The organism is Paraburkholderia fungorum (genome assembly GCF_003610895.1).
Lineage (GTDB): Bacteria > Pseudomonadota > Gammaproteobacteria > Burkholderiales > Burkholderiaceae > Paraburkholderia > Paraburkholderia fungorum_B.
Map to the genome: position 1 here is coordinate 18,834 of NZ_MCAS01000021.1, position 20,903 is coordinate 39,736.

The window sequence follows — 20,903 nt, forward strand, 5'->3', positions numbered from 1 at the left end:
TAACCCCGGCCAGTTGATCCGCGTTGTGGTTCACGAAACACCATTCGCTATAACGATCGCGACGGTACCGTTCGCGGATATTGCAGCGGCGTCGTGGTGAAATACCACGCTTTGCCCAGCCGGCACGCAAAGCAGCCGGCCAGACCGCATTCAGTACATCTACTTTCGCTGCACAGGAGCGGGTCAGGCTAAGCCGCACCCGTTCCCCATACGTTCCCCTAAATGCTTCATCAGCGCGCTGATTTCCATCCTGCCAATCGCGCTCATCCGCACAGCGCCTTTAGTCGTTGACGCCGATAGGTGTTTATGGATAATGGCTTGAAACAAGATGCTTTCATTCCTTCCGGCCTGCGCTGACTCGACACGACTCACTTGAAACCCTCCTCGCCCAATCAGACCTACCGGCTCGCCACGGGTTGCGCATTTGGCCTATCCGATATCGGACTCGTGCGTCGCAACAACGAAGACAATTTCCTGATTGACGACGCACTCGGGCTTGCCATCGTGTGCGACGGCATGGGTGGCCACGATGCCGGCGAGGTCGCGAGCACCGAGGCGCTGGCGCTGTTCCATCAATTCATCGCGGAAGTCGATCCCCACGCGTTTCATCATGAACCGGGCGACGATCCCGACGCCACCTTGCCCGGCCGATATTCCGCACAATCGGACGGCACCGCGCCGCAACGCACGCATCCGGCCATTAGCGTCGCGACGCGAGCGGTCGAACACGTCAATGAGCAGATCTACGCGATGAATCGCAGCGACATGCGTCCCGACGGCCGCGGCATGGGCACCACGATGACGGGCATCTGGCGTCAGCCTCATTCGGCGACCATGGTGGTGTTCCACGTCGGCGACAGCCGGCTCTATCGCTGGCGCGATAGCCGGATGCTGCAGATCACGAGCGACCAGACGCTCTACCAGAAGGCGCTCGACGCAGGCATCACCGTCAATCTGCCAGGACGCAACGAATTGCTTCAGGCGATCGGGCCATCGCCTCTGGTCGAGCCTGAGGTACACCGGCTCACGCCGCGGCCGGGTGATCTCTATCTGCTGTGCTCGGACGGTCTGCACGGCATGCTGAACGACCAGCAGATTGCGGATGTGCTACGCCACGCTACAGCGGACACACTGGCGGCCTGCAGCCACCAGCTCGTCGAACTCGCCAAACAGCATGGCGGCAAGGACAACATCACCGTGGTGCTGGTGAGGTTCGACGCGTAGCGTCCGGACCGGCCGCCAGCGCGGCCCGCTTTGCGTAGGTAAGCAGAACATTGCTCCTCACGCTGCTCGCAAAGCAAGTTTGTTCAACGCGTGGTGCCGCGGCATAAAACCGTCCATCCCGACGCTTCCCATCCGGCGCCCACCAAGCCGCCGAACTGTTGCTCGCGAGGCAAGCCCTCGGATGCGACCAACACGGCTTCGCCAGCCGCACCGCCATCACTCCACCAGAAGCTGCACCCGGCCGCACAGTTCGCCACCAGATCGTTCATCAGCGCGTGCACACCGTCTACGAGTTCAGCGCCCGAGAAGGACGCCAGCGGAAGGCACACCGCAGTCTCCCCCGTACGCACCGCTGGTACCGCGGGCGCGACCAACTCAGTGAGTGCCGCGTCGAAAGCGTCGATCTGGAAGCGTTCGTCGAGCGTCGAGCGCGCCAGCACGTCCAGACGGTCGTACCACTCGCCGCTCGCGCCAATCCATTCAGCCACATCGACACCCACGTCGCAACTCGCCGCTATGGTCAGCGGAAAATAGCGCCCGACACGATCGATGCCCGGCATCATCACGCCCGCCCAGACACGCTCGCCACACACCCCTCGCCCAAGCACAAAGCGCCACACCGGACTCGTCAGATACGCGCCGAGCCACGCGTCACCCAACTGCTGCCGGCTCGCGTGCAGCCCGCGCTGCAGCCAGTCGTCCCAAGGATCGAGAAAGGACGCAGGCAAGCGTCGTGACAGAAAATCCCCATGCGTAATGGCCTTGCCGAAAAAACCCGGTGTCTCGAACCGTTCGCTCATAGCTTTGCCGGACACGTGAATTTGTTGAGCGCGTCGAGATTGAACGGATTCACCACGCTGCTCGCGCGCAGCTCCAGCGTGACCTTGCGGCCGTCGAGGTCCAGCGTGAGGTTATAGCGGTCGCGCTGCGCGGTCGGCTCCAGCACGCCCTTGTCGATCATCCTGAACCACGCCCATGGGCCGTCCGTGGAATATCCGCTGCTGCCACCCGCCCCCGGCGGCGCATAGTCGACCCGCACCGAGCTCGATACTTTTCCGTTAGGCCACTGGAACGCTGTCGAACGCGTGGGGCCGTGCCCGTACGTGAGCGTCTGTCCATCGATATCGAGCGTGAACTGCGTCACGGCAGCGTCCATCGTGACGGGCTTCAACTCGAAGCGCGCCGATGCCATCTTGCCGCCGCCCGAAAAGAACGCATCGCGAATCTGCGCCGCGCGCTGGAATTGGGTGAGCACATCTTCTGGAATGCCAAGCGATACGTTGCCGAACGGCCGCCAACTCCAGCGCGTCTTCGACATATCGACGTAAGGCATCAGGTTGTGCTGGAAGAAATCGTCGATCAGGCCGCCCGGCGAGAACACGCGGCCGAAGTCGTCCTGCGTCACTGCGTTGCTGGCGTTACGGACGAGCGGATAACGGCCGTCAATCGCCTGGTGGCAGAACGACGCGACGTTCGCCACCCACAGCGAACTCAAGCGCCCGCGCTCACTGCCGAGCGTCAGCGACGATCCCGCGTCCGCCACGCCCGTAAGCATGGCAGCAAGGGGCGCGGGCTTGCCTTCGGCGCCCTGTTTCAGCTTGACCAACGCATCCGAGGCGGGCGCAGGCGCGCCCTGGCGTTTCGCGGTATTGGCGGCATCGAGATAGACGAACACCTCGTTGAGCGCGGCAAGCTGCGAATCGAGTGGCGATGCGCCGCCCGCACCCGCCGCCGCGAGCTGGTGCAACGAATCGAAATGAAGATCGACGGGATTCTGCAGCGCGGCCGCCGGCGCGGGCGCCGCATCGTCGGACGCGGCCAGCGCACTCTCCAGCTTCTTCTTGACGCTGTCGAGTTTGCCCTTGGCGGTGTCGATCAGGGTGCTTTGTTTGACGTCCCCTAGTGTGGTTTCCTTCGCGGCCACGCTGAGGAATTTCTTCAGCGGCGAGGTGGGCTGCGCGAGCACGTTCACCACCCGCGCGGCCTGATCGAGATCGTGAAACGGCACGATGCCGACGTCAGAGAGGAACGCGTCCCAGCGTCTGATGTAGTCGTCGTAATAGAGTTCCAGCACCTGCGCGTTCAGTTGCTCAACTGCCGCCGGATCGGTGACCGCCTCATCCTTGCCCAATATCCAGTTGTCCTTGACGACGTCGGCCACCGCGAGATCGCGGCGCGCGAGGAATTGCCGGTAACCGTCGCGCGTATAGAGGCCGGGGACGCCGCGCGTCATCGGCTCGCCGCTCTTGCGCACGAACACGAGTGCCGCATCACGCCCTGCCGCGCTGGCCGGCGAGACTTCCGGCAAACTCGTGTGCTGCAGATTGCGCACCAGCGACGCATAGACCCGCTGTTGCAGCGGAATCTTCGCCAACGCCTGGCGGGTCGACGCGACCAGGTCGGCGTCGAGCGTGACCGGGCCGTCGTCCTGCAGATGGTCGAGCAGCGCGCTCATATGCGCCGACAAATCCTTGCGCTGGTCGTCCGTGACATGACCAGCGAGGTTGCGGTCCCAATCGTAATCCGTCCACGCGCCAACCGATTCGGCGTCGAAATGGCTCGGATCGCCCAGCATCAGATAGACCCGCAGCGTCTCGTACAGATACTGCGGGTTGTTCGCTTCGCCACGCCGCAACTGCTCTTCCAGACGGCCCACCACTCTCGGCAACAGGGTTTGACGCAAAAGACGCTGATACAGGGCCTGTGCGGCAGAGCCGAGCTTGTCGCCCTGATACAGGCCCAGCGTCATCAGAAACGGCGCACCGCTGTTGCGATCCGCGTAGCCGCCGGGAATATCGCGCGCGGCGTCGAGCAGCGGCAACACGCTCAGCACGCCCGCTCCCGGCACGAGGTTACGCGCCTGCGCATCGATCGCGTCGACCTGCGACGCGACCTCGCGGACGTATGATTTGTTGCGCACGTAACTGGTCACGAGCCCTGCCGTCACCAGCACGATCAGGACAGCGGCCAGCATCCAGGCGCCGCGTTGCAGCCATGCACGGCGCCGCTCGACACGCAGGTCCGCACCGGCGAGGCCCGACTCCTGGAACAGCACGTCGCGCAGCAGCCGTGTAATGAAATAACTGCGGCCGCTCGCCGTATTCGCCACCAGCACCTGGCGATCGACGCCGAAGCTCGCCGCCAATGCGCCCATTACGCGGTCGATCGGGCTGCCCTCCTGGGTGCCGCTGGTGAAATACACGCCGCGCAGCAGCGCGTTTTCTTCATAGCGGCTCGACTGGAACACGTCGCCGAGGAAACCGGCCAGCAGGTCGCGCAGCGAGGCGAGTTGCTGCGGAAAGCCATAGATCAGCGCGCGCCGCCGCACGTCCCGCTCCTGTTGCAGGCGGTCGAGCACGCGCGCCTGCAGGCGCGCTTCCAATGCGTCGAACTCAGCCGGAAAGGTGGCGAGCAACTGATCGACGTTCGCCGCGTCGGCGACCGGAAACGTCATGCCCCACACACTCGTGCGCTCCTCGCGCCCGAGGTCGTCGAAGAACTCCACAAAGCCTGCCATCAGGTCGCACTTCGTGACCAGCACGTAGATCGGAAAGCGGATGCCGAGGCGTTCGTGCAATTCCTTGATCCGCTCGCGGATCGCCTGCGCCTGGGTCTTGCGATCCGCTTCGGACTGCCGCAACAGATCGGCGACCGAGACCGCGACGATTACGCCGTTGATCGGCCGGCGCCGGCGGTATTTCTTCAGCAATTGCAGGAAGCCCGTCCATGCCGCCTTATCGGCTTCGGAATCGCTGTCCTGCTTCGTGTAGCGGCCGGCTGTGTCGAGCAGCACGGCTTCGTCGGTGAACCACCAGTCGCAGTTGCGCGTGCCGCCAATGCCGCGAATCGCCTCGCGGCCGAGTTTGTCGGCCAGCGGGAATTTCAGGCCCGAGTGGACCAGCGCGGTGGTCTTGCCCGCGCCCGGCGCGCCGACGAACATGTACCACGGTGTCTGATACAGATACTGACCGCCAAAGCGGCGGCCGCCGCGCGCCTCACGCAGAATCGTCAGCGCTTCCTGGAAGCGCTGGTTGAGCGCCGACACTTCGGCGGCCGAACGCGTGTCTCCCGCGGACGGCGCGGGCGACGCCGATGCTGCATCGGCGGCCGGCTGCGCGGCCACGCTCTGCATCAGCTTCAAACTGGCAATGCGCCCGATCAGCCATTTGCCGACGAAGAAACCCGCCCACAGCACAAAAATAATCGCAATCAAGGTGACGCGGCTCGACACCGATTCCAGCGGCGCATTGCCGTTGAACGCCACGAGCGGCCCGTCGAACCAGACGATCAACGCGAGCGCGAGTGCGCCGAAGAACGCCAGCACCCAGGCACGGATGAACCAGCTAAAGAGACGTTTCATGACAGGTGACCTGGCAAAAGACAAAGCGGAAACATCGCGGCAACCACGTCATTCATGGCGCACCCGAGGTGAAAACGGTCACATCCACGCGCCGGTTGCGCGCGCGGTTCGCCGCGCTGTCGTTCGGCACGAGCGGTTCGGTGTCGCCACGCCCCTCGGCGGCGAAACGCTCGGGCGCGCCGGTGCGTGCGGCCAGCACCTGCTTGACTGCTTCGGCGCGGGCCTGCGACAAATGCCAGTTCGACGGGAAACGTGCCGACACGATGCGCTGGTCGTCCGTATGCCCCGCCACCACGACGCGGCCCGGCACGGTCTTCAGTGCGTCGCCGATGCGATCGAGCAGCGGATAGAAACTGCGCGACACGTCCGCGCTGCCCGAACCGAACATGCCGTCGCCATGCAGCGTGACCGTCGATTTGCCGGGCGTCTCGGCCACACTGACGAGCCCCTGGCTGATCTCCGGCGCGAGAAACGTAGCGAGGCGCGGCTTCACGGGTTCGAGCGCGACGGCGGCCTTCGGCGCGGCGGCAGGTTGGGCCACCGCCGTCTTCACGCCGTGCAGCGCGGCGAATACCGGATCGGACGCCCGGTTCAGACTGATCGAGAACGCCAGTTGCAGCCCCATCAGAATCACGCCGGTGAGCGCGGCGAGCACCCACATCGGCAGCATGCGCATCAGCGGATTGCGCTTGTCGACGACACCTTGCCAATGCGGCGACAGATCGCGTTCGAGCGGGCCGCGCCGCTCGCGGATCATCGCCAGCAAGCGCTCGCGCAACACGTCGAGTTGGGCACGGCCGCCTTCGATCAGGCGGTAGCGCCCTTCCATGCCGAGCGCGAGGCACACGTACATCAGCTCGAGCACTTCGAGGTTGGCGCGCGGGTCCTGCGCGAGCCGCTGCAGGATCATGAAGAATTTCTCGCCACCCGAGGCCTCGTTGTGAAACAGGATCAGCAGGCTGCGCCCGGACCACGCACCTCCGCCGCCCCACGGCGTGCTCGACACGGTCTCGTCGAGAAAGGTGCACAACGCGTAGCGCGCCGCCGACAGCGTTTCGACGCTGAGGTTCGCCGCGCGGGCCTCGTTCTCGAACTGACGCACGCCATCGACCAGACGGCGGCGCAAGTCTTCGAGATCGGAATGCGTCGACATATGGCGCAACGGCACGATCAGATCGAGCAGCGGATTGGCCGCGCGCAACAGCGGATTGAGCCCGCTCGTCGAGATAGGTCCGGATGTGGGCGCATCGGTCTGCGCCGTTGATTGCACTGGTGACGGGCTGGGCGCGGGTATCTCACCAGGCGCTGCGGGCGCGCCCGGCGTTGCGCCCTTGCCGCCCGGACGCGGCACCAGGAACGTCGCGTCCTGATCCGCAGCGAAGTCGTCTCGACTCATGATCGGCTATCTCCTGATGGCCCAGAACGCCAGTTGCAGACCTGGGAATTCGCCCGCTACGTGCATCGCGAAGCCGGCCGAGGTGGGCAGCAGCTTCCACAGATCGTTGCTGCGATCGAGTTCGAAGTACGTGAAGCCGGCGTGAAACGGCAACTGCCGTGGCGCAACCGGCAGCGCGCGCAAGGCGATGCCGGGAAGCTGCAGGTTGACGAGGTCGCGGATCTTTTCGACCGGCCCGATCTTGACTTGCTGGGCGAAGCTGTTGCGCACGGTTTCTGCGGGCATCTGCGCATTGACCGCGAGCACGAACATGGCGGACTTGTAGAGCTCGGTGTCGGGCACCACCGCGACATGCACGCCGAATTTTCGGGCGTCGAGCGGAATCGGTACGACGGCGGAGTCCATCACCATACTCAAGGACTGCCGAAGATCCGCGATCACCGGCATGAAGGTTTCGGCGAGCCGGTCATGCCTGTACACCGGGTATTGCGCGGCGCGCTTGTTCGCCTGCGAGAAGGTCGCCAGTTCGCCCGCCAGCGCCACCGCGACGCGGAACAGTTCTTCCGGGTGCAAGCCGGTCATGGTCGCCAGATGCGCGATCAGCGGCTCGGCGCGGTTGACGAGTTGCAGCAGCAGAAAGTCCTGAATCTCGGCAGCGCCGCCTGTGCCTGGCGCGGTCAAACGGCTCGCAAGCGCCTCGCCGCGCTGGCGCAGCAGCCCGGTGAATTCGTCGGCGAACGCGGCGAGCCGGGGCGCCACCCGGTAGTCGAGACACGGCGGCGCGTAATCGGGATCGAGCACGACACGGTTGTCCGCGCGCCGCTCGATCACGCGTGCGACGCCCAGACACGCATGCGCATTCACCACTTCGGATTCGAACGCGAGTCTCAGGCGCAGCTTGCCGATCTGCAGCAGCGCGGCGCCCGTGCCGTCGGCGTTGCTGTCGTTCACCTCGTATTCGAGCGTGCCGTAGCGCGCGAAACCATCGGCGGACGGTGCAGCCGTGGCCTCCGGAATACCGGGCCGGCGCACCGGCAGCGCGAGCACCACGAGCGCGTTGCGCGCGTCATCCGGAATGTCGATGCCGGGCGGCGGGGCGTCGTCGGCGGAAAGCGCGAACGGCGTGCCGTCAGGCAGCACGCCCGCGCACTCAAGAATCGCCAGCTTGCCGAGCGCGAGTTGCGCATCGTCGAGTTTGAGCGTGGTGAAGCCCCAGCCATACGGCCGCAGTCCGGCCGCCCGCGATTCGACCAGCGCGTGAAGATAACGATCGTGTTGCTGGAGATGCTGCGGCTGCAGAAACATCCCCTCGGACCAGATGACTTTGTTGTTCCAGGACATCGCGTGTGCTAACTCCGGTGATGCTGCGATTCATCAATTCGTCTCTTTGCCTGACGAGTTCGGGACAACCCCTGCCCGCTCGTCGACGGCCAACGCGCGCGGCGCAATCTACGAATGGGGCGCGCCGCCCTGGCTCGCTGCCGCTGGTGCCGCTGGTGCCGCCGCCGGCGCGCCTGCCGCGAGCGCGACGCCCAATGCTTCGAGCCGAACCTCGACCTGTTTGACGTCGGCCGGCCAGACGTCGACGACCGCGCGCCAGCTCGCCGAGTCGACGTCGCGATACGCGGCCAGCACGGCGATCTGCCGAACGTCCTTCGCACGCTCCAGCACCACGACGCGGGTCGCGCCGGGCTCGACCTGAAGGTCTTCGCGCGCGAGCAGGTCTGCGCCTAGCAACGCGCTGTCGTGATCGAACAGCGCGAAGAAATCGGCGTTGGTGAACTTGCTTGCCGACTTCAACTGGTAGAGCCGCACCGCAACCGGCGACGGCCTGCCGGTGACGTCCGGATTGAGTTCGGCGGCGGCTTTCAGCGTGACGTTGATAAGCTGCGGTGGCGGTGCGGCGGGAGCCGGTGGCGGCGCAGGCGGCGGCTTCGCTTTGCCGATCAAGGGCAGCTTGTCGAGCATGCCGCAGCCGGCCAATAGCGACGCTGCGCCCAGGACCAACAGCCGGCGCCTGCAATCGATGCGCCGTGGCCGCGCGGGCGGGTTCTCACGCGGCGTTGCCGGCGCGCGACGGAACAGGTCCAAAGGAGAACGAGTTTTCATTTGGAACGTATGCGTCCGATCTGGTCTTCGTAAGCGCTCGCGAAACGTTCGCCGAACAGGCGCTGAAAGTCGTCGTCGGCCTCGCGCACCATCTCGTCGTACATTTCGACCTGACGGTCCCACATGCGCGCCTTGCGGTTGCCGCCGAGCATCTTGTCCATCACGCTCGGCGCCGAGACGCGCTTCTCGATCGCCGCCGGGTCGAAACGCTTGAGCACGTCGAGCAGCGCCGCGCGCATGCCGGCGACCATCGCGAGCTCGTGCGCCTTGATGTCGTCAAACGAGGCCCAGATCGCCTTGAGCGGCGGCAGATAACCCACGCCGCGCCCAGACAGCATCTGCATCAGCGCGCTATCCACATCCGGGAAAAATTTCAGCGGATTGTTATCGCGCACGCCGATCACCGTCATGTCGATGCGAATCTCCTTCTTGGTCAACGCCCGGGCCATCAGCACGTCGATGGTTCCACCGAGCGATTCGCGCAGCATCTGGCCGACCAGTTCGGCGAGGTCCACCGTGCTGCGCGAGCCGAGCGGCAGGTCGGGAACGCCAAGGCCTTTGAGGAGCGCCTGCAGAATCGCATCCTGCGTTGGCGCGGGAGCGGATGTGGGTGCTGGCGCTGATGCAGGCGTTGGCATTGCCTGGCCCGTTGGCGCCGGCTGGACTGCCTGCGCCGCCTGCATGGCGTGAACGGGGACTGCAGGAATCGCAGTGGCCGCCTGCCCGGCGGTTACCTGGGCGACAGCAAACGCCCCCGCGTGCTCCACTTGAGTGGAAACAGGCGGCACGCCAGCTTGCGCTCCCTGTGAGAGCACATTTGGCTGGGGCGGTACTTCCACAAGCGTGACTTCTGCCATCGGCTTGACGGGCTCCGCACGCGCACTCACGGGCGGCGTACCCGCATGCTGATTCTGCGAGCCAGCCGAAAGCAGATCCGTTCGCTCATCACGCGAAACCGCCAACGATGCAGGCGGAACTGACGGGGCCGCCTTAGGTGCGGCCGGCATAGGCGCGGCCGGCACAGGCGTGACCGGTCCCTGCCCCGAGCGCCCGAGAATCGTGAATTCGGGCAGCAGCACCGGCGCGGGCGCCGCCGCCGATGTCTCGCTCGCGCTTCGCTCATGCACCTGCTGCTGCGTCGCCGTCACCACATCATGAACGTCGCGGCCACCTTGCCCCAAATCCGCAAACGGATCGTAGTCCGTAGGAATTCCCATCGACGCGCCAGAGAACGGCAACGACTCCGGCGCCGCATGTGTGCCCATCGAGCCGCTGTAGCCCGGCGTCCGCTCGAGCGACGGACGTTCGAACAACGCGTCAGCTAGCGGCCCCGCGTGCGAGTTCAACGGCCCATTGAGTCCGAGCGGATCGTCCGCCGGCCCACTGCCGATCTGCAACGCGTCGAGGCCCGGCGGCAACGCCAGCGGATCGGGCAACGGCAAAGCGCCGCCCGAACCCAGCAGATCGTCGAGGCCATGGCGGGCAGCAAGCGGGGATGGAGACGCTGCCACAACCGCGGGCGCATCGGCCTGCACCACCACGCTCAACAGATACTCCCCCACCGCGAGATCGTCGCCGTGCGTCAGCCGCGCCTGGCGCGAGCCGCCCAACGGCCGCCCGTTCAGCACGCTGGGATTGCTGCCCACGTCCTGAATCAGAAAACTGCCCTCGCGGAACTCGATGCGGGCATGCGCACGCGAGATCAGTTTGTCCGGGTCCGGCAGGACCAGGTCGTTGTCGGTCGAACGGCCGATCGTGCCGCCGTCCACCCCGAATTTCCTTTCAATCGCCTCGGGCGCCGCCGCGTTGCGATAGTGTTCCACGCGAAGTATCAGGAACATGACGGATTACCTCGTGCCATCGTCGGCCTCCGTGGGCGCGTCGGGCGCTTGCGGCGCGGCCGCTTGCGCGGACCCTCCGCTATTCGCGCCGCCACCGTTGATATTAACCATCGCCGAGCCGACGATGGCGACCGTCGTACCGGAGATCGAGACGCCGTCCGGCGCGAGTACGATCGTGTTGCCGCCGACCTTTAAAGTCAGCATCTGATCCGCCTCCAGCGTGATGTTCGCGGCCTTGAGATCGATACGGCTGCCCGCGCTCAGCGCGATATTGCCGCCCGACTTGTGCTGCGTGTCGCCCGTCACGTCAAACGAAAGCGTCCCGCCGATCTTGCCGTTGTGCGCGCCCTCCACCGTGTCGTGCCGGTCGCCCGTAACCTTCAGATAGTGGTTGCCCGCTATCGAGAGATGCCGGTCCTTGCCCACGGATTCGAGCGAATCGTTCTTGACGGTGTTGTCCTGGTTACGGCCCGCGAAGAGAAAGAGTTGCTCGCTGCCGCCCTTGTCGTCGAAACGCAGTTCGCTGTACGTGTCGCCGCCTTTGAACGAATCGCTCCTGATCGCCGAGCGGCTGGCGTTATCGGGCAGCGCGTAAGGCGGCATCATGCCGGCGTTGTAGACCGTGCCGGTGACAAGCGGCCGGTCGGGATCGCCCTCGAGAAATTCGACCACCACCTCCTGCCCGACGCGCGGCAGGAACAGCGCCCCCCAGCGCTTGCCGGCAAACGACTGGGCGACGCGCACCCAGCACGAACTGTCGCCGTCGCTGACGCCGGAACGGTCCCAGTGAAAACGCACCTTGACGCGGCCGTATTGGTCGGTCCAGATTTCCTGGTCGTTGTTGCCGGTCACGAACGCGGTCTGCGGACCACGAATCGAAGGCCTGGGGGTCGTGAGCGGTGTGCGAAACGCATGCGTGCTGTCGAGCGCGTCGAACGTGCAGGAAAACCTCAGGCCCTCCGCCGCACCGCCGGCCGACTCGTAGCCGCCGTATGCAATCGTGTAGCAAGCACCCGTCACGAGGTATTGCGTGTTCTGATCGGCGCGCGGATGGTCGTACAGTTTGAACAATCCGCCGGGGTTGACGGCGCCTATATTCGAGCAGCCGCTAACGCGCTGGGCCCGCGCCTCGATCGCTTCGAGGCGCGTGCGAACCACGGTCTCCGCAGCCGCCCGGGTCGCAAAACCGCCCGGATAATCGAAGCGTGCCGCCGTGGCATTCTCGTAGTTCGATTGCAACGCAGCCTGCGCAAGCGGGATACTGGCCTCGCGATTGGTTGCCATCTCGAAGTTGAAATCCGCGGCGCTCTGCTCGTGCGTCTGCAACGCGCCCTGCAGCGTCCATTCGTCGATGCATTCGATGCCCCGTGTGCCGCTCACGCCACCGGCCATGTAACGGATCGATGCGGCACCGTCGAGGGCGTTGTGCGCCGCGTACGAATCGGCGAGCACGAGCGTGTGGCTCGATGCGTCCTGACGGAAGAAGTAGTAGATGCCAGCCGACTCCATCAGCCGGCTCACGAACGCGAAGTCGGTCTCACGGTACTGCACGCAATACGGCAACGCTTCATACGTGTTGGAAAGCGATGCATCGAAGCTCGCCGGATACTCGTTGAACACGTCCTTGATGATCTCGACGACCGTCTTGTTCTGGAACACCCGGCAGTTGTGCGCGCGCGTGAGAAACCACAGCCAGTGGTGCAGCGTTGCCTGATAGGTCGCAAAACGGCCGCGCCAGCCGGTATGCGAAAACTGCGTGACGTAGCCATGAAAATACCGCGGGTTGCCGCCCGGCCGGTCGATACGCACACTCATCGGCTGTCCGAGAATATCGGGCAGCGCGATCGCGTCGCTTTCGCTCAGCAGGTCGAGCCGGTATTCACTGAGCCGGCCGAGTTCGTCGCTGCCGTTCATGCCGGCAAACAGCAGCACGTCTTCGCCGAGCGGGCTCGACACGGCGCACGGGCGGTTCTTCTGAGTAGTCATGGAGGTGGTCGCTAAGGTCGCCACGCGTCAGCCTTTAGGGAATCATCGTTTTGACGGTGCCCGGCGCGACGAAGCTGATCGCGCCGCCCCAGGTGCATAGGCAGGTCGACGTGTTGTCGAGTGCCGGAAAATTGCCGATCGTCACCGTCGGCGCGCCAGGTGTCCAAGGCGCCACCGTCGCGGGTACGCATGGCATCGGCGTCAGCACGCCGAGCGCGGCCGCCGTCGCGGCGGCGACCGTCGGGTTCGCGATCGAGTTGCAGGTGCCGAACGGCATGATGTTGACGAGCGGAATGTGATCCATGATGTTGGCGGCGGGCGGCCCCTCCGCGAGCACCTTGTTGGTGGGCAACACCACAAGGCTCGACGGCGCCGCGCCGAACGAGCACTTCAGGGTCGCGCCCATCGAGACCTGGCTAGCCATGGCAGCGCCGCTCCTCAATCGAATGCATAACTGAACTCGCCGTTCGACACGGTGATGTGCGCACGGCGCACCGGTTTGCCGTCCATCAAGCGGGTCAGAAATTCGCCGCTGATGGCGGGCAGCAGACTGTTCGTGAGGATCGCGTCGATCATCCGGCCGCCGCTTTCCAGCTCCGTGCAGCGGCTCGCGATCAGCTTGACCACTTCGTCGTCGTAGGTGAACGGCACTTTGTGGCTTTGCGCGACGCGCCGCGCGATACGCCCGAGTTGCAGCCGGATGATCGCGCCGATCATCTCGTCGTTCAGCGGGTAGTACGGGATCGTCACGAGACGGCCCAGCAGCGCTGGCGGAAACACCTTCAGCAAGGGTTCACGCAGGGCCTTGGCGATGCCTTCGGCGTCGGGCATCAACTCCGGGTCCTTGCACAGGCTCGTGATCAGATCGGTGCCGGCGTTCGTCGTCAGCAGGATCAGCGTGTTCTTGAAGTCGATCACGCGGCCTTCGCCGTCTTCCATCCAACCCTTGTCGAAGACCTGGAAGAAGATTTCGTGCACATCCGGGTGGGCCTTTTCCACCTCGTCGAGCAGCACGATGCTGTACGGACGGCGGCGCACCGCTTCGGTCAGCACACCGCCTTCGCCGTAGCCCACATAGCCCGGCGGCGCACCCTTGAGCGAGGAGACCGTATGCGCTTCCTGGTACTCGCTCATGTTGATCGTGATGACGTTCTGCTCGCCGCCGTAGAGCGCCTCGGCGAGCGCCAGCGCGGTCTCGGTCTTGCCCACGCCCGAGGTACCGGCCAGCATGAACACGCCGATCGGCTTGCCCGGATTGTCGAGCCCCGCGCGCGAGGTCTGAATACGTTTGGCGATCATGTCGAGCGCGTGGCGCTGACCGATGATCCGTTGCGACAGCGTATCGGCCAGTTTCAGCACATTCTCGATTTCGTTCTTCACCATCCGGCCGACCGGAATACCGGTCCAGTCCTGCACCACCGACGCAACCGCCTGGTGATCCACAGTCGGCAGAATCAGCGGTGTCTCGCCCTGGTGCACGGCAAGTTGCGCCTGCAACGTTTTCAGTTGGGCGAGCCATGTCTCGGCACTGCTGGTATCCGCCGCGCCTTCCACCTTGCCGGTTGCGTCGCGCAACTTGCCGCGCAGCTCGAGGATGCTATCCACCAGCGTCTTTTCCGTTTGCCAGCGCGCGTCGAGTTCGGCGAGCCGGGCACGTTCGGCGACGAGCTTTTGCGTCGCGAGCGTCTCACGCTCGAGCGTATCGACACCGACCGCCGTCTCGCGCCCGATGATCGCCAATTCCGTTTCAAGCGCGGCAATGCGCTTTCGGGCATCGTCGATCGTGGCGGGTGTGGCGTGCTGGCTGACCGCAACCCGCGCGCACGTCGTGTCGAGCAGACTCACGGCCTTGTCCGGCAATTGGCGTGCCGGAATGTAGCGATGCGACAGCTTGACGGCGGCGTCGAGCGCTTCGTCGAGAATCTGCACGCGGTGATGCGTTTCCAGCGACGAGGCAATGCCGCGCATCATCAACAAGGCCTTTTCCTCTGACGGCTCCGGCACCTGCACGACCTGGAAGCGGCGCGTGAGTGCCGGGTCCTTCTCGATGTGCTTCTTGTATTCCGCCCAGGTGGTCGCCGCAACGGTGCGCAGCGTGCCGCGCGCGAGCGCCGGTTTGAGCAGGTTGGCGGCGTCACCGGTGCCCGCGGCGCCGCCCGCGCCTACCAGCGTATGCGCTTCGTCGATGAACAGGATCACCGGCTTTTCCGAGGCCTGCACTTCTTCGATCACCTGCCGCAGACGGTTCTCGAACTCCCCTTTCATGCTCGCGCCCGCCTGCAACAGACCGACGTCGAGTGTGAGGAGGCGCACATCGCGCAATTGCGGCGGCACGTCGCCCGCCACGATGCGCTGCGCGAATCCTTCGACCACCGCGGTCTTGCCGACGCCGGCCTCGCCGGTGAGGATCGGATTGTTCTGGCGCCGGCGCATCAGGATATCGATTACCTGGCGAATTTCCTCGTCGCGCCCGACGATCGGGTCGAGCTTGCCGCTTCTCGCCTGTTCGGTCAGATCGAGCGTGAAGCGTTTCAATGCTTCGCCCTTGCCGAGCGCTGCCGGCGCGAGCGCGCCGCTGGCTTCGCCAGGCGCCGCCGCGCCCATCTGGAAGTTGTCGGTCGCCGCGAGGTTCGCTTCAGGCGAGCCGCCGGCGATTTCATCGAAGGCGTCGGCGAGCGTTTCGCTTTTGACCTTCTCGAACTGGCGGGAAATCGCATGCAACGAATGGCGCAAGCCAGGCGTCTTCAGCAACCCCACCATGATGTAGCCGGTGCGCACCTGCGACTCGCCGAACATCAGCGTGCCGTACACCCATGCGCGCTCGACCGCCTCCTCGACCTGCGAGGACAGATCGGTCACCGAGGTCGAGCCGCGCGGCATGCGATCGAGCGCCGCCGTTAGGTCGCGCGCGAGCACGGCGGCGTCGAGGTCGAAATGGCGAATGATGCGATGCAGGTCGGAGTCCTGCAATTGCAGGATCTGATGAATCCAGTGGGCAAGCTCGACGTACGGATTGCCACGCAGCTTGCAGAACACCGTACTGCTTTCTATCGCCCGGTAAGCGAGCCCGTTCAACTTTCCGAACAACGCGACGCGACTGATCTCAGCCATGAATGTCCTTTAGAGCGTGTGGGTGCCTACGTTTAATGAAATGTTCTTTCTCCGACACCGGAGACTTGTCGCCTCAGGATCGCGAAGGAACCGGATAGAACAGCAACTGATCGGCATCGCGGGTCCGCTCGCGACTCCCGATCCAGGTCGTCAGCCCAAGCCGCGCGGTGCGCCCGAGCCGCAACGGCGGCACGTGTTCCTTCCTGAGCACGAGCCGCACATCCCAAGCGAGCGCATCGCCCGCGTATTGCCGAACCCAGTCGATCAGGCGTGCGAGATTCGCGCCGCCTGGCAAGAGCGTGCAGAACTGCTCGAAATCGAGTGGACCGATGCGCAAACGGAATTTGTGCTGGACGTTCCATACCGCGCTGCCGAGCACGGTGCTCACGCCCAGCCGTTCGGCGTTCACCCCCGTCTTCAGCCGCGTGCGCTCGTCGAGCGGCAGGCGCATCCAATGACCGACGAACGGTTCGACCCGCACCGCCACACGAAAAAAATCCGCGAGCAGCGCGGCAAGACCCTCGGCATTGCGGCGCTGATCGGCAAGACGGCCGGCGTAGTGAAGCTTCGCGACGCCGGGCACGGTCGAACGATGCTGCAGCGACGGCATGCCGAGCCCGACGAGCGACGCGACATACATCGCGAACCGGTCGGCTTCGGGGCGGTCGAGACTGACCGCGGGCTGCGCATTGGCCCATGCGCAATAGAACAGCGACAGCATGCGGTGGTGAAACACGTCGAGAAACCGCGCCATCGTCGGGTCGGACGAATTGCGCAGACGATCGCGGATGTACTCGGTCAGATGCAGCGGCAACGGCCCGTTCGGCCCGCTCAGGCCGAGAAAATTGACCTCCATGCGCGGCGCCTTCTCGCCGCGCCATTCGAGCTTCTCGATCATCGCCGGCTCGAACGCAAGCGTCACCGCCTGGGCGAGCCGCACCGGATCGTCGGCGGCGCGCTGCGAGCGGCCGAGGCGCGGCTTGTCTGGGTACGCGGCCTCGATCAGCCTCAGCGCCGCGTAGAAGTCGAAGCGCCGTGGCTCATCGGCAAGCGGCGCGAGGCGCGCTACAGGATCTCGCATTGCCCGCTCCTCGCCGGCCATTTCATGATGTCGCCGCGCGTAGTCGAACGCACGACGGTCTCGGTGAAAGTATTGAGCGACGTGTACTTGGCGAAGAACTGTTCGAGCACGCCGCCGAACAGAAAAATACCCGCGCCTTCGAAGGCGCTTTCGTCCATCGTCACGGTGACCTGCAAGCCTCGCCCGTAAGCGATGTGTCCCGGTGCGGGAATGCGCCGCACGACAGGCTGCGACGACACCGAGCGCACGCCTTCGATCTGCCGGTGTCCGACCGTGTCGGCGACACCCACATATAGGCGCAGCAGATCGCGCAGCGCCGAAGCACCTTCCTTCTCACCTTGATCCAGCAAGGACAGATAGTTCAGCGACAGATGGCTGACCGCGCGCCACGCCACCTCCCCTTCCGCATACGAAGGCGCCGGCGCCGTGGGTCCCGCGACGCAGCGCACGGACTGAACGGGGGCGCTCGCCTCCAGCGTGAAGTCGGTCTTACCGAGACCAAGCGGCATGGAAAGCGGCAGATCGCGATTGGTGCACAACAGCTCGGCGCCGAGCTGGCGCAGGTCGCTGCGATACGGCGCCTCCAGCGGATCGACCAGCGAGACGAACATCTCGCTGCCGATATAGCTCGAACGCGGCCCCTGGCGCCGCTGCCGCTCGGACAGCACGCGGCGCGCGCGACGCACCTGGTAGTACGCGCCCGCCTCGCGCTCGTTCATCAGGTCATTGGCCGCATAAAACGGCCGGAACACCTGCTGCTCGTCCTTGCCGCTGCCATAGCCGGTGACGGACACCACCTGATGGATTTCGAAATCCATCGGACGCGTGCGGTCGGGAATCAGGTGGAATTCGGCGTGCTGCTTCGTCAGCTGAATGCGGTCCGACCGCTTCGGAAACAGATTGATCGCCGGCGTGCAGAACAGGCTGAATGTCTCCGCGCCGACGCCGCCTTCGAGCGACGGCTGCAAGCGGTCGAACAGAATCACCAGATCGAGCTCGTTGTCCGCGCAGCGGCTGACGGCGCGCCCAAGGCCGCCTAGCTCGACGAACTGGTAACGCTGCGGAAACGCGAAATACTCGTGCAGCAACCTGTAGCCGTGAAACGACCGGGGTCCGTGCGGCAGCAGGGCTTCGTCCGCCGAGAATCCCACGCGGCCGATCCGCGCCCGGTCGATCACCTCGTGCCACACCGCGTTGCCGTTGGCATTGGTTTTGGCCGGCATCGCGATCAGCGCCAGCGCATGACCGAAGATCTGCTCGTACAACTGCGCGGGCAGCGCGTCGCTGCCGCGCAGATGCAGCGTCAGGCGTTCGAGCGACAGTTCGTTGAGCGCAAGACCGGCGGTTGCGCGCAAGCGCAATCTCAACCCTGCGCGTACAGTGCCGAGCCGCGAAAAATCGAGCCCGGCAATCTCGCCCGCGTGCGCGAAATACTGCGCGTCGGCGATCTCAAGTGGCCAGAGTGTGGTGTCGTGCGCGGTGCGGTATTCGCACGGCGTCTGGTCGTTCTTGCCGAGAATGCTTTTCAGCACGGTGCCGCGCGGCAGCGTGAAGCCCGATGCGAGACTGCCTTCGGCCAGGTCCGGCGCGAACTGCACCACCGCCATAGAAGGCGTTGGCGCGAGGTAATGCGGATAGACCAGTTCCAGCAGATGTTCCGTGAAGCGCGGAAACTCCGCGTCGATTTTCATCTGCACGCGCGCGGCGAGAAAGCTGAAACCTTCCAGCAGGCGCTCGACATAAGGGTCGGCGCACGCAAAGCTTTCAAGCCCGAGACGTCCCGCCACCTTCGGAAACTCGCGGGCGAATTCACCGCCGGTTTCGCGCAGATGCTGGAGTTCGCGCTCGTAATAGCGCAATAGGCGCGTGTCCATCAGGAAAACACCGCGTCGAAATCGGTTACGCGGATCTCGCCCATTTCCAGGTCGAGCTCGGTCTTCAGGAACAAACGCTCAGGCACGGGTTGCCCCCACAGTTCGCCTTCGAGTTCGAAAACGAGCTGGTTGTGCGAGCTCTGGTCGAAAGCAATCGGCCGCACCTGCACCGTGTTGCGCAAGATGCGCGGTTCGAAGTCCCAGATGGCCTGGCGCATGCGGCGCGCAACGCCCTCGATGTCGATGCCCGAGGCAGTCTGCCCGGAAAAATCGGGCATGCCATAGTTGACGACCGATTGCGCCGCGAGCGGAAATGCTTCGAGATCCTGCAGAATTCCAATGCCACTGGAATTGAAGAGCCACGCGAGATCGCGCAGCACCGCCTGACGCAGCGTACGCATCGACAGCACGCGGCGCTCGCGCGATTCCTGCGTGTTATCCGGTTCGTCGTCGGTCAGCCGGTCGAGCAGCGACGGCTGAAGACGTTCCCGGGCGGTCAGTTCGGCCATGATCGCCTCACTGCAGCGGCGCTGCGGGCGCCGCGTCGATCTGAATCTCGCGCACATCCATCAGCGAGTGGTCGTCCGCATCGGTTGCGAAGACGCGCTGTCCGATACCGACAAACACACCTTCGTGCGGTTCGTGCCATTCGGTACGGCGCGCGAGTTTCAGCGCGTCGTTGGCCGCGGCAAGCGTGCCGTCGTAGCGGGTCGGCACGAAGGCGACGCTCTCGCCGCCGCTCGCGAAGGTCACTTGAGCGGGCATCCACACGGTGTCGCGCAGATCCGCGGGCGCGTCGAAAGCGATCCGGGTCAACCGGTGAAACGGCACCCAGTAGTAATGGCCGTTGACGATCATCTCCATCAGCGGGCCGAGACGCGCATCCGCATCGGCAATCCATTCGAACGGCTCACCGTCGAGCGTGCCGCTGCTGGCCGGGGCCATCTCGAGCGCTTCTTCGCGAATGTGCGCAGCCTCGGCGAAGGCGCCGGCGGCATCGCGCTTCAGCGCTTCGAGCATCAGTGCAATCCACGCTTCAGGTTCACCGAAGATGACCGGCGTACGCCGGCCGGCGAACACCTCCGCGCGCAACGCCTCGCAACGCAGCGCCTCACGGTAGCTCTGCACCATGGCCAGTGCACCGGCGTCCAGCTCGCCGCACACGGCAAGCTGCGTATTCGCGCGTTCCCACTGGCCGAGCACGGCAAGCAGTTGAAACAGGAATACGCGGCTTTTCGGATCGGCGGGATTGGCGCGTACCTCCTGCGTCAGCGCGGCGAGTGCGTCGTCGAGCCGGCCGCTTCGCAACAGATCCTGAGTCGTCATGGCGTGTCTCGTGAGTTCTCCAGCACGCGGCGCGAGCGCCGCGGCATGAAGAGCGGTGAAGGTCGGTGAAGATCGGTGTCGCTGAACAGCAGGAATCAGTACGACGCCTTGTTCGTGCTCAGGTCCCACTTCTTCGGCGTACCGGTCTTCACCGTGGCGCCGTCGAACTGGTCGTACTGGAACGAGATCTTCGCGAAGTTCAATGAGAACGATTCGGACGGCCGGTCTCCGCCGCTCGACAACGAATAGGCACTGACGATCGCCTCCTCGAGTTCGATCTTCAGGTACACCTGGTCGGTCTTGTCCGCGCCGCCCGTCTGGATGAAATGAATTTCGGCCTTGCCGAGCGACTTGCCATAGGTCGCCTGGGCAAACAGGTCGGCCGAGGCGATATCGGTCGGCTTCGAGAAGGTCACTTCCGAGAACGACGGATTGCTCGTATCGCGATCGGTCGCGCCGTCGCTGCTCGTGGAGATCGCGCGACCGACGCCTAGTTGCATGGAGTTGACGGCGATCCAGTCGGTATGGCCTTCGACCTTGGAGGTGCCTTTGATCTGCGTTGCGAAGTTCAGGAGAATCATTTTTTTCCTCTTGA

15 protein-coding genes are annotated in these 20,903 nt (G+C 64.8%); 1 reads left to right on the top strand and 14 read right to left on the bottom strand.

Annotation, left to right across the window (positions count from 1 at the left end; translation table 11 throughout):
- Window positions 1-372 precede the first annotated feature (372 nt).
- Entirely contained in the window at window positions 373-1,224 is an 852-nt protein-coding gene (locus BCY88_RS20035; protein ID WP_120345946.1) for a PP2C family protein-serine/threonine phosphatase, read from the top strand.
- Window positions 1,225-1,307: 83 nt separating this feature from the next.
- On the opposite strand, the gene tagF is transcribed toward BCY88_RS20035, so the two are convergent.
- The 14 genes from tagF to BCY88_RS20105 all read right to left on the bottom strand — a co-directional run bounded on the left by tagF (window position 1,308) and on the right by BCY88_RS20105 (window position 20,889).
- Window positions 1,308-2,024, bottom strand: coding sequence for a type VI secretion system-associated protein TagF (gene tagF, locus BCY88_RS20040; protein WP_120345947.1), 717 nt, complete (start codon window positions 2,022-2,024; stop codon window positions 1,308-1,310).
- A complete protein-coding gene (gene tssM / locus BCY88_RS20045; RefSeq protein ID WP_120345948.1) occupies window positions 2,021-5,584 on the bottom strand; it encodes a type VI secretion system membrane subunit TssM in 3,564 nt (1,187 codons plus the stop codon). Before tssM ends, tagF begins: the two co-directional genes overlap by 4 nt.
- Before the next feature lie 52 nt (window positions 5,585-5,636).
- A complete protein-coding gene (locus BCY88_RS20050; RefSeq protein ID WP_120345949.1) occupies window positions 5,637-6,980 on the bottom strand; it encodes a DotU family type VI secretion system protein in 1,344 nt (447 codons plus the stop codon).
- Window positions 6,981-6,986: 6 nt separating this feature from the next.
- Complete coding sequence (gene tssK / locus BCY88_RS20055; protein ID WP_120345950.1) at window positions 6,987-8,321, bottom strand: type VI secretion system baseplate subunit TssK; 1,335 nt, start codon at window positions 8,319-8,321, stop codon at window positions 6,987-6,989.
- A 108-nt stretch (window positions 8,322-8,429) separates the two neighbouring features.
- Complete coding sequence (gene tssJ, locus BCY88_RS20060; RefSeq protein WP_120345951.1) at window positions 8,430-9,089, bottom strand: type VI secretion system lipoprotein TssJ; 660 nt, start codon at window positions 9,087-9,089, stop codon at window positions 8,430-8,432.
- Window positions 9,086-10,930 carry a type VI secretion system-associated FHA domain protein TagH gene (tagH, locus tag BCY88_RS20065; protein ID WP_120345952.1) on the bottom strand — a complete coding sequence of 615 codons (1,845 nt, stop codon included), beginning with the start codon at window positions 10,928-10,930 and terminating at the stop codon, window positions 9,086-9,088. The genes tssJ and tagH overlap by 4 nt, the downstream gene beginning before the upstream one ends.
- A gap of 6 nt (window positions 10,931-10,936) precedes the next feature.
- A complete protein-coding gene (locus BCY88_RS20070) occupies window positions 10,937-12,916 on the bottom strand; it encodes a type VI secretion system Vgr family protein (RefSeq protein WP_120345953.1) in 1,980 nt (659 codons plus the stop codon).
- 34 nt (window positions 12,917-12,950) lie between these two features.
- Window positions 12,951-13,340, bottom strand: a complete 390-nt coding sequence (locus BCY88_RS20075) for a DUF4280 domain-containing protein (RefSeq protein ID WP_120345954.1) — start codon at window positions 13,338-13,340, stop codon at window positions 12,951-12,953.
- Window positions 13,341-13,354: 14 nt separating this feature from the next.
- Window positions 13,355-16,027, bottom strand: coding sequence for a type VI secretion system ATPase TssH (gene tssH, locus BCY88_RS20080; protein WP_120345955.1), 2,673 nt, complete (start codon window positions 16,025-16,027; stop codon window positions 13,355-13,357).
- A 73-nt stretch (window positions 16,028-16,100) separates the two neighbouring features.
- Window positions 16,101-17,108 (bottom strand): type VI secretion system baseplate subunit TssG, encoded by a 1,008-nt coding sequence (tssG, locus tag BCY88_RS20085; protein ID WP_220669678.1) that lies wholly within the window; start codon window positions 17,106-17,108, stop codon window positions 16,101-16,103.
- Window positions 17,093-18,982 carry a type VI secretion system baseplate subunit TssF gene (gene tssF / locus BCY88_RS20090; RefSeq protein ID WP_120345957.1) on the bottom strand — a complete coding sequence of 630 codons (1,890 nt, stop codon included), beginning with the start codon at window positions 18,980-18,982 and terminating at the stop codon, window positions 17,093-17,095. Before tssF ends, tssG begins: the two co-directional genes overlap by 16 nt.
- Window positions 18,982-19,491: a type VI secretion system baseplate subunit TssE gene (tssE, locus tag BCY88_RS20095; protein ID WP_120345958.1), complete on the bottom strand. Its 510-nt coding sequence runs from the start codon at window positions 19,489-19,491 to the stop codon at window positions 18,982-18,984. Before tssE ends, tssF begins: the two co-directional genes overlap by 1 nt.
- A 7-nt stretch (window positions 19,492-19,498) precedes the next feature.
- A complete protein-coding gene (locus BCY88_RS20100; RefSeq protein ID WP_120345959.1) occupies window positions 19,499-20,308 on the bottom strand; it encodes a type VI secretion system accessory protein TagJ in 810 nt (269 codons plus the stop codon).
- 95 nt (window positions 20,309-20,403) lie between these two features.
- Window positions 20,404-20,889, bottom strand: coding sequence for an Hcp family type VI secretion system effector (locus BCY88_RS20105; protein ID WP_030101579.1), 486 nt, complete (start codon window positions 20,887-20,889; stop codon window positions 20,404-20,406).
- Window positions 20,890-20,903: the final 14 nt, after the last annotated feature.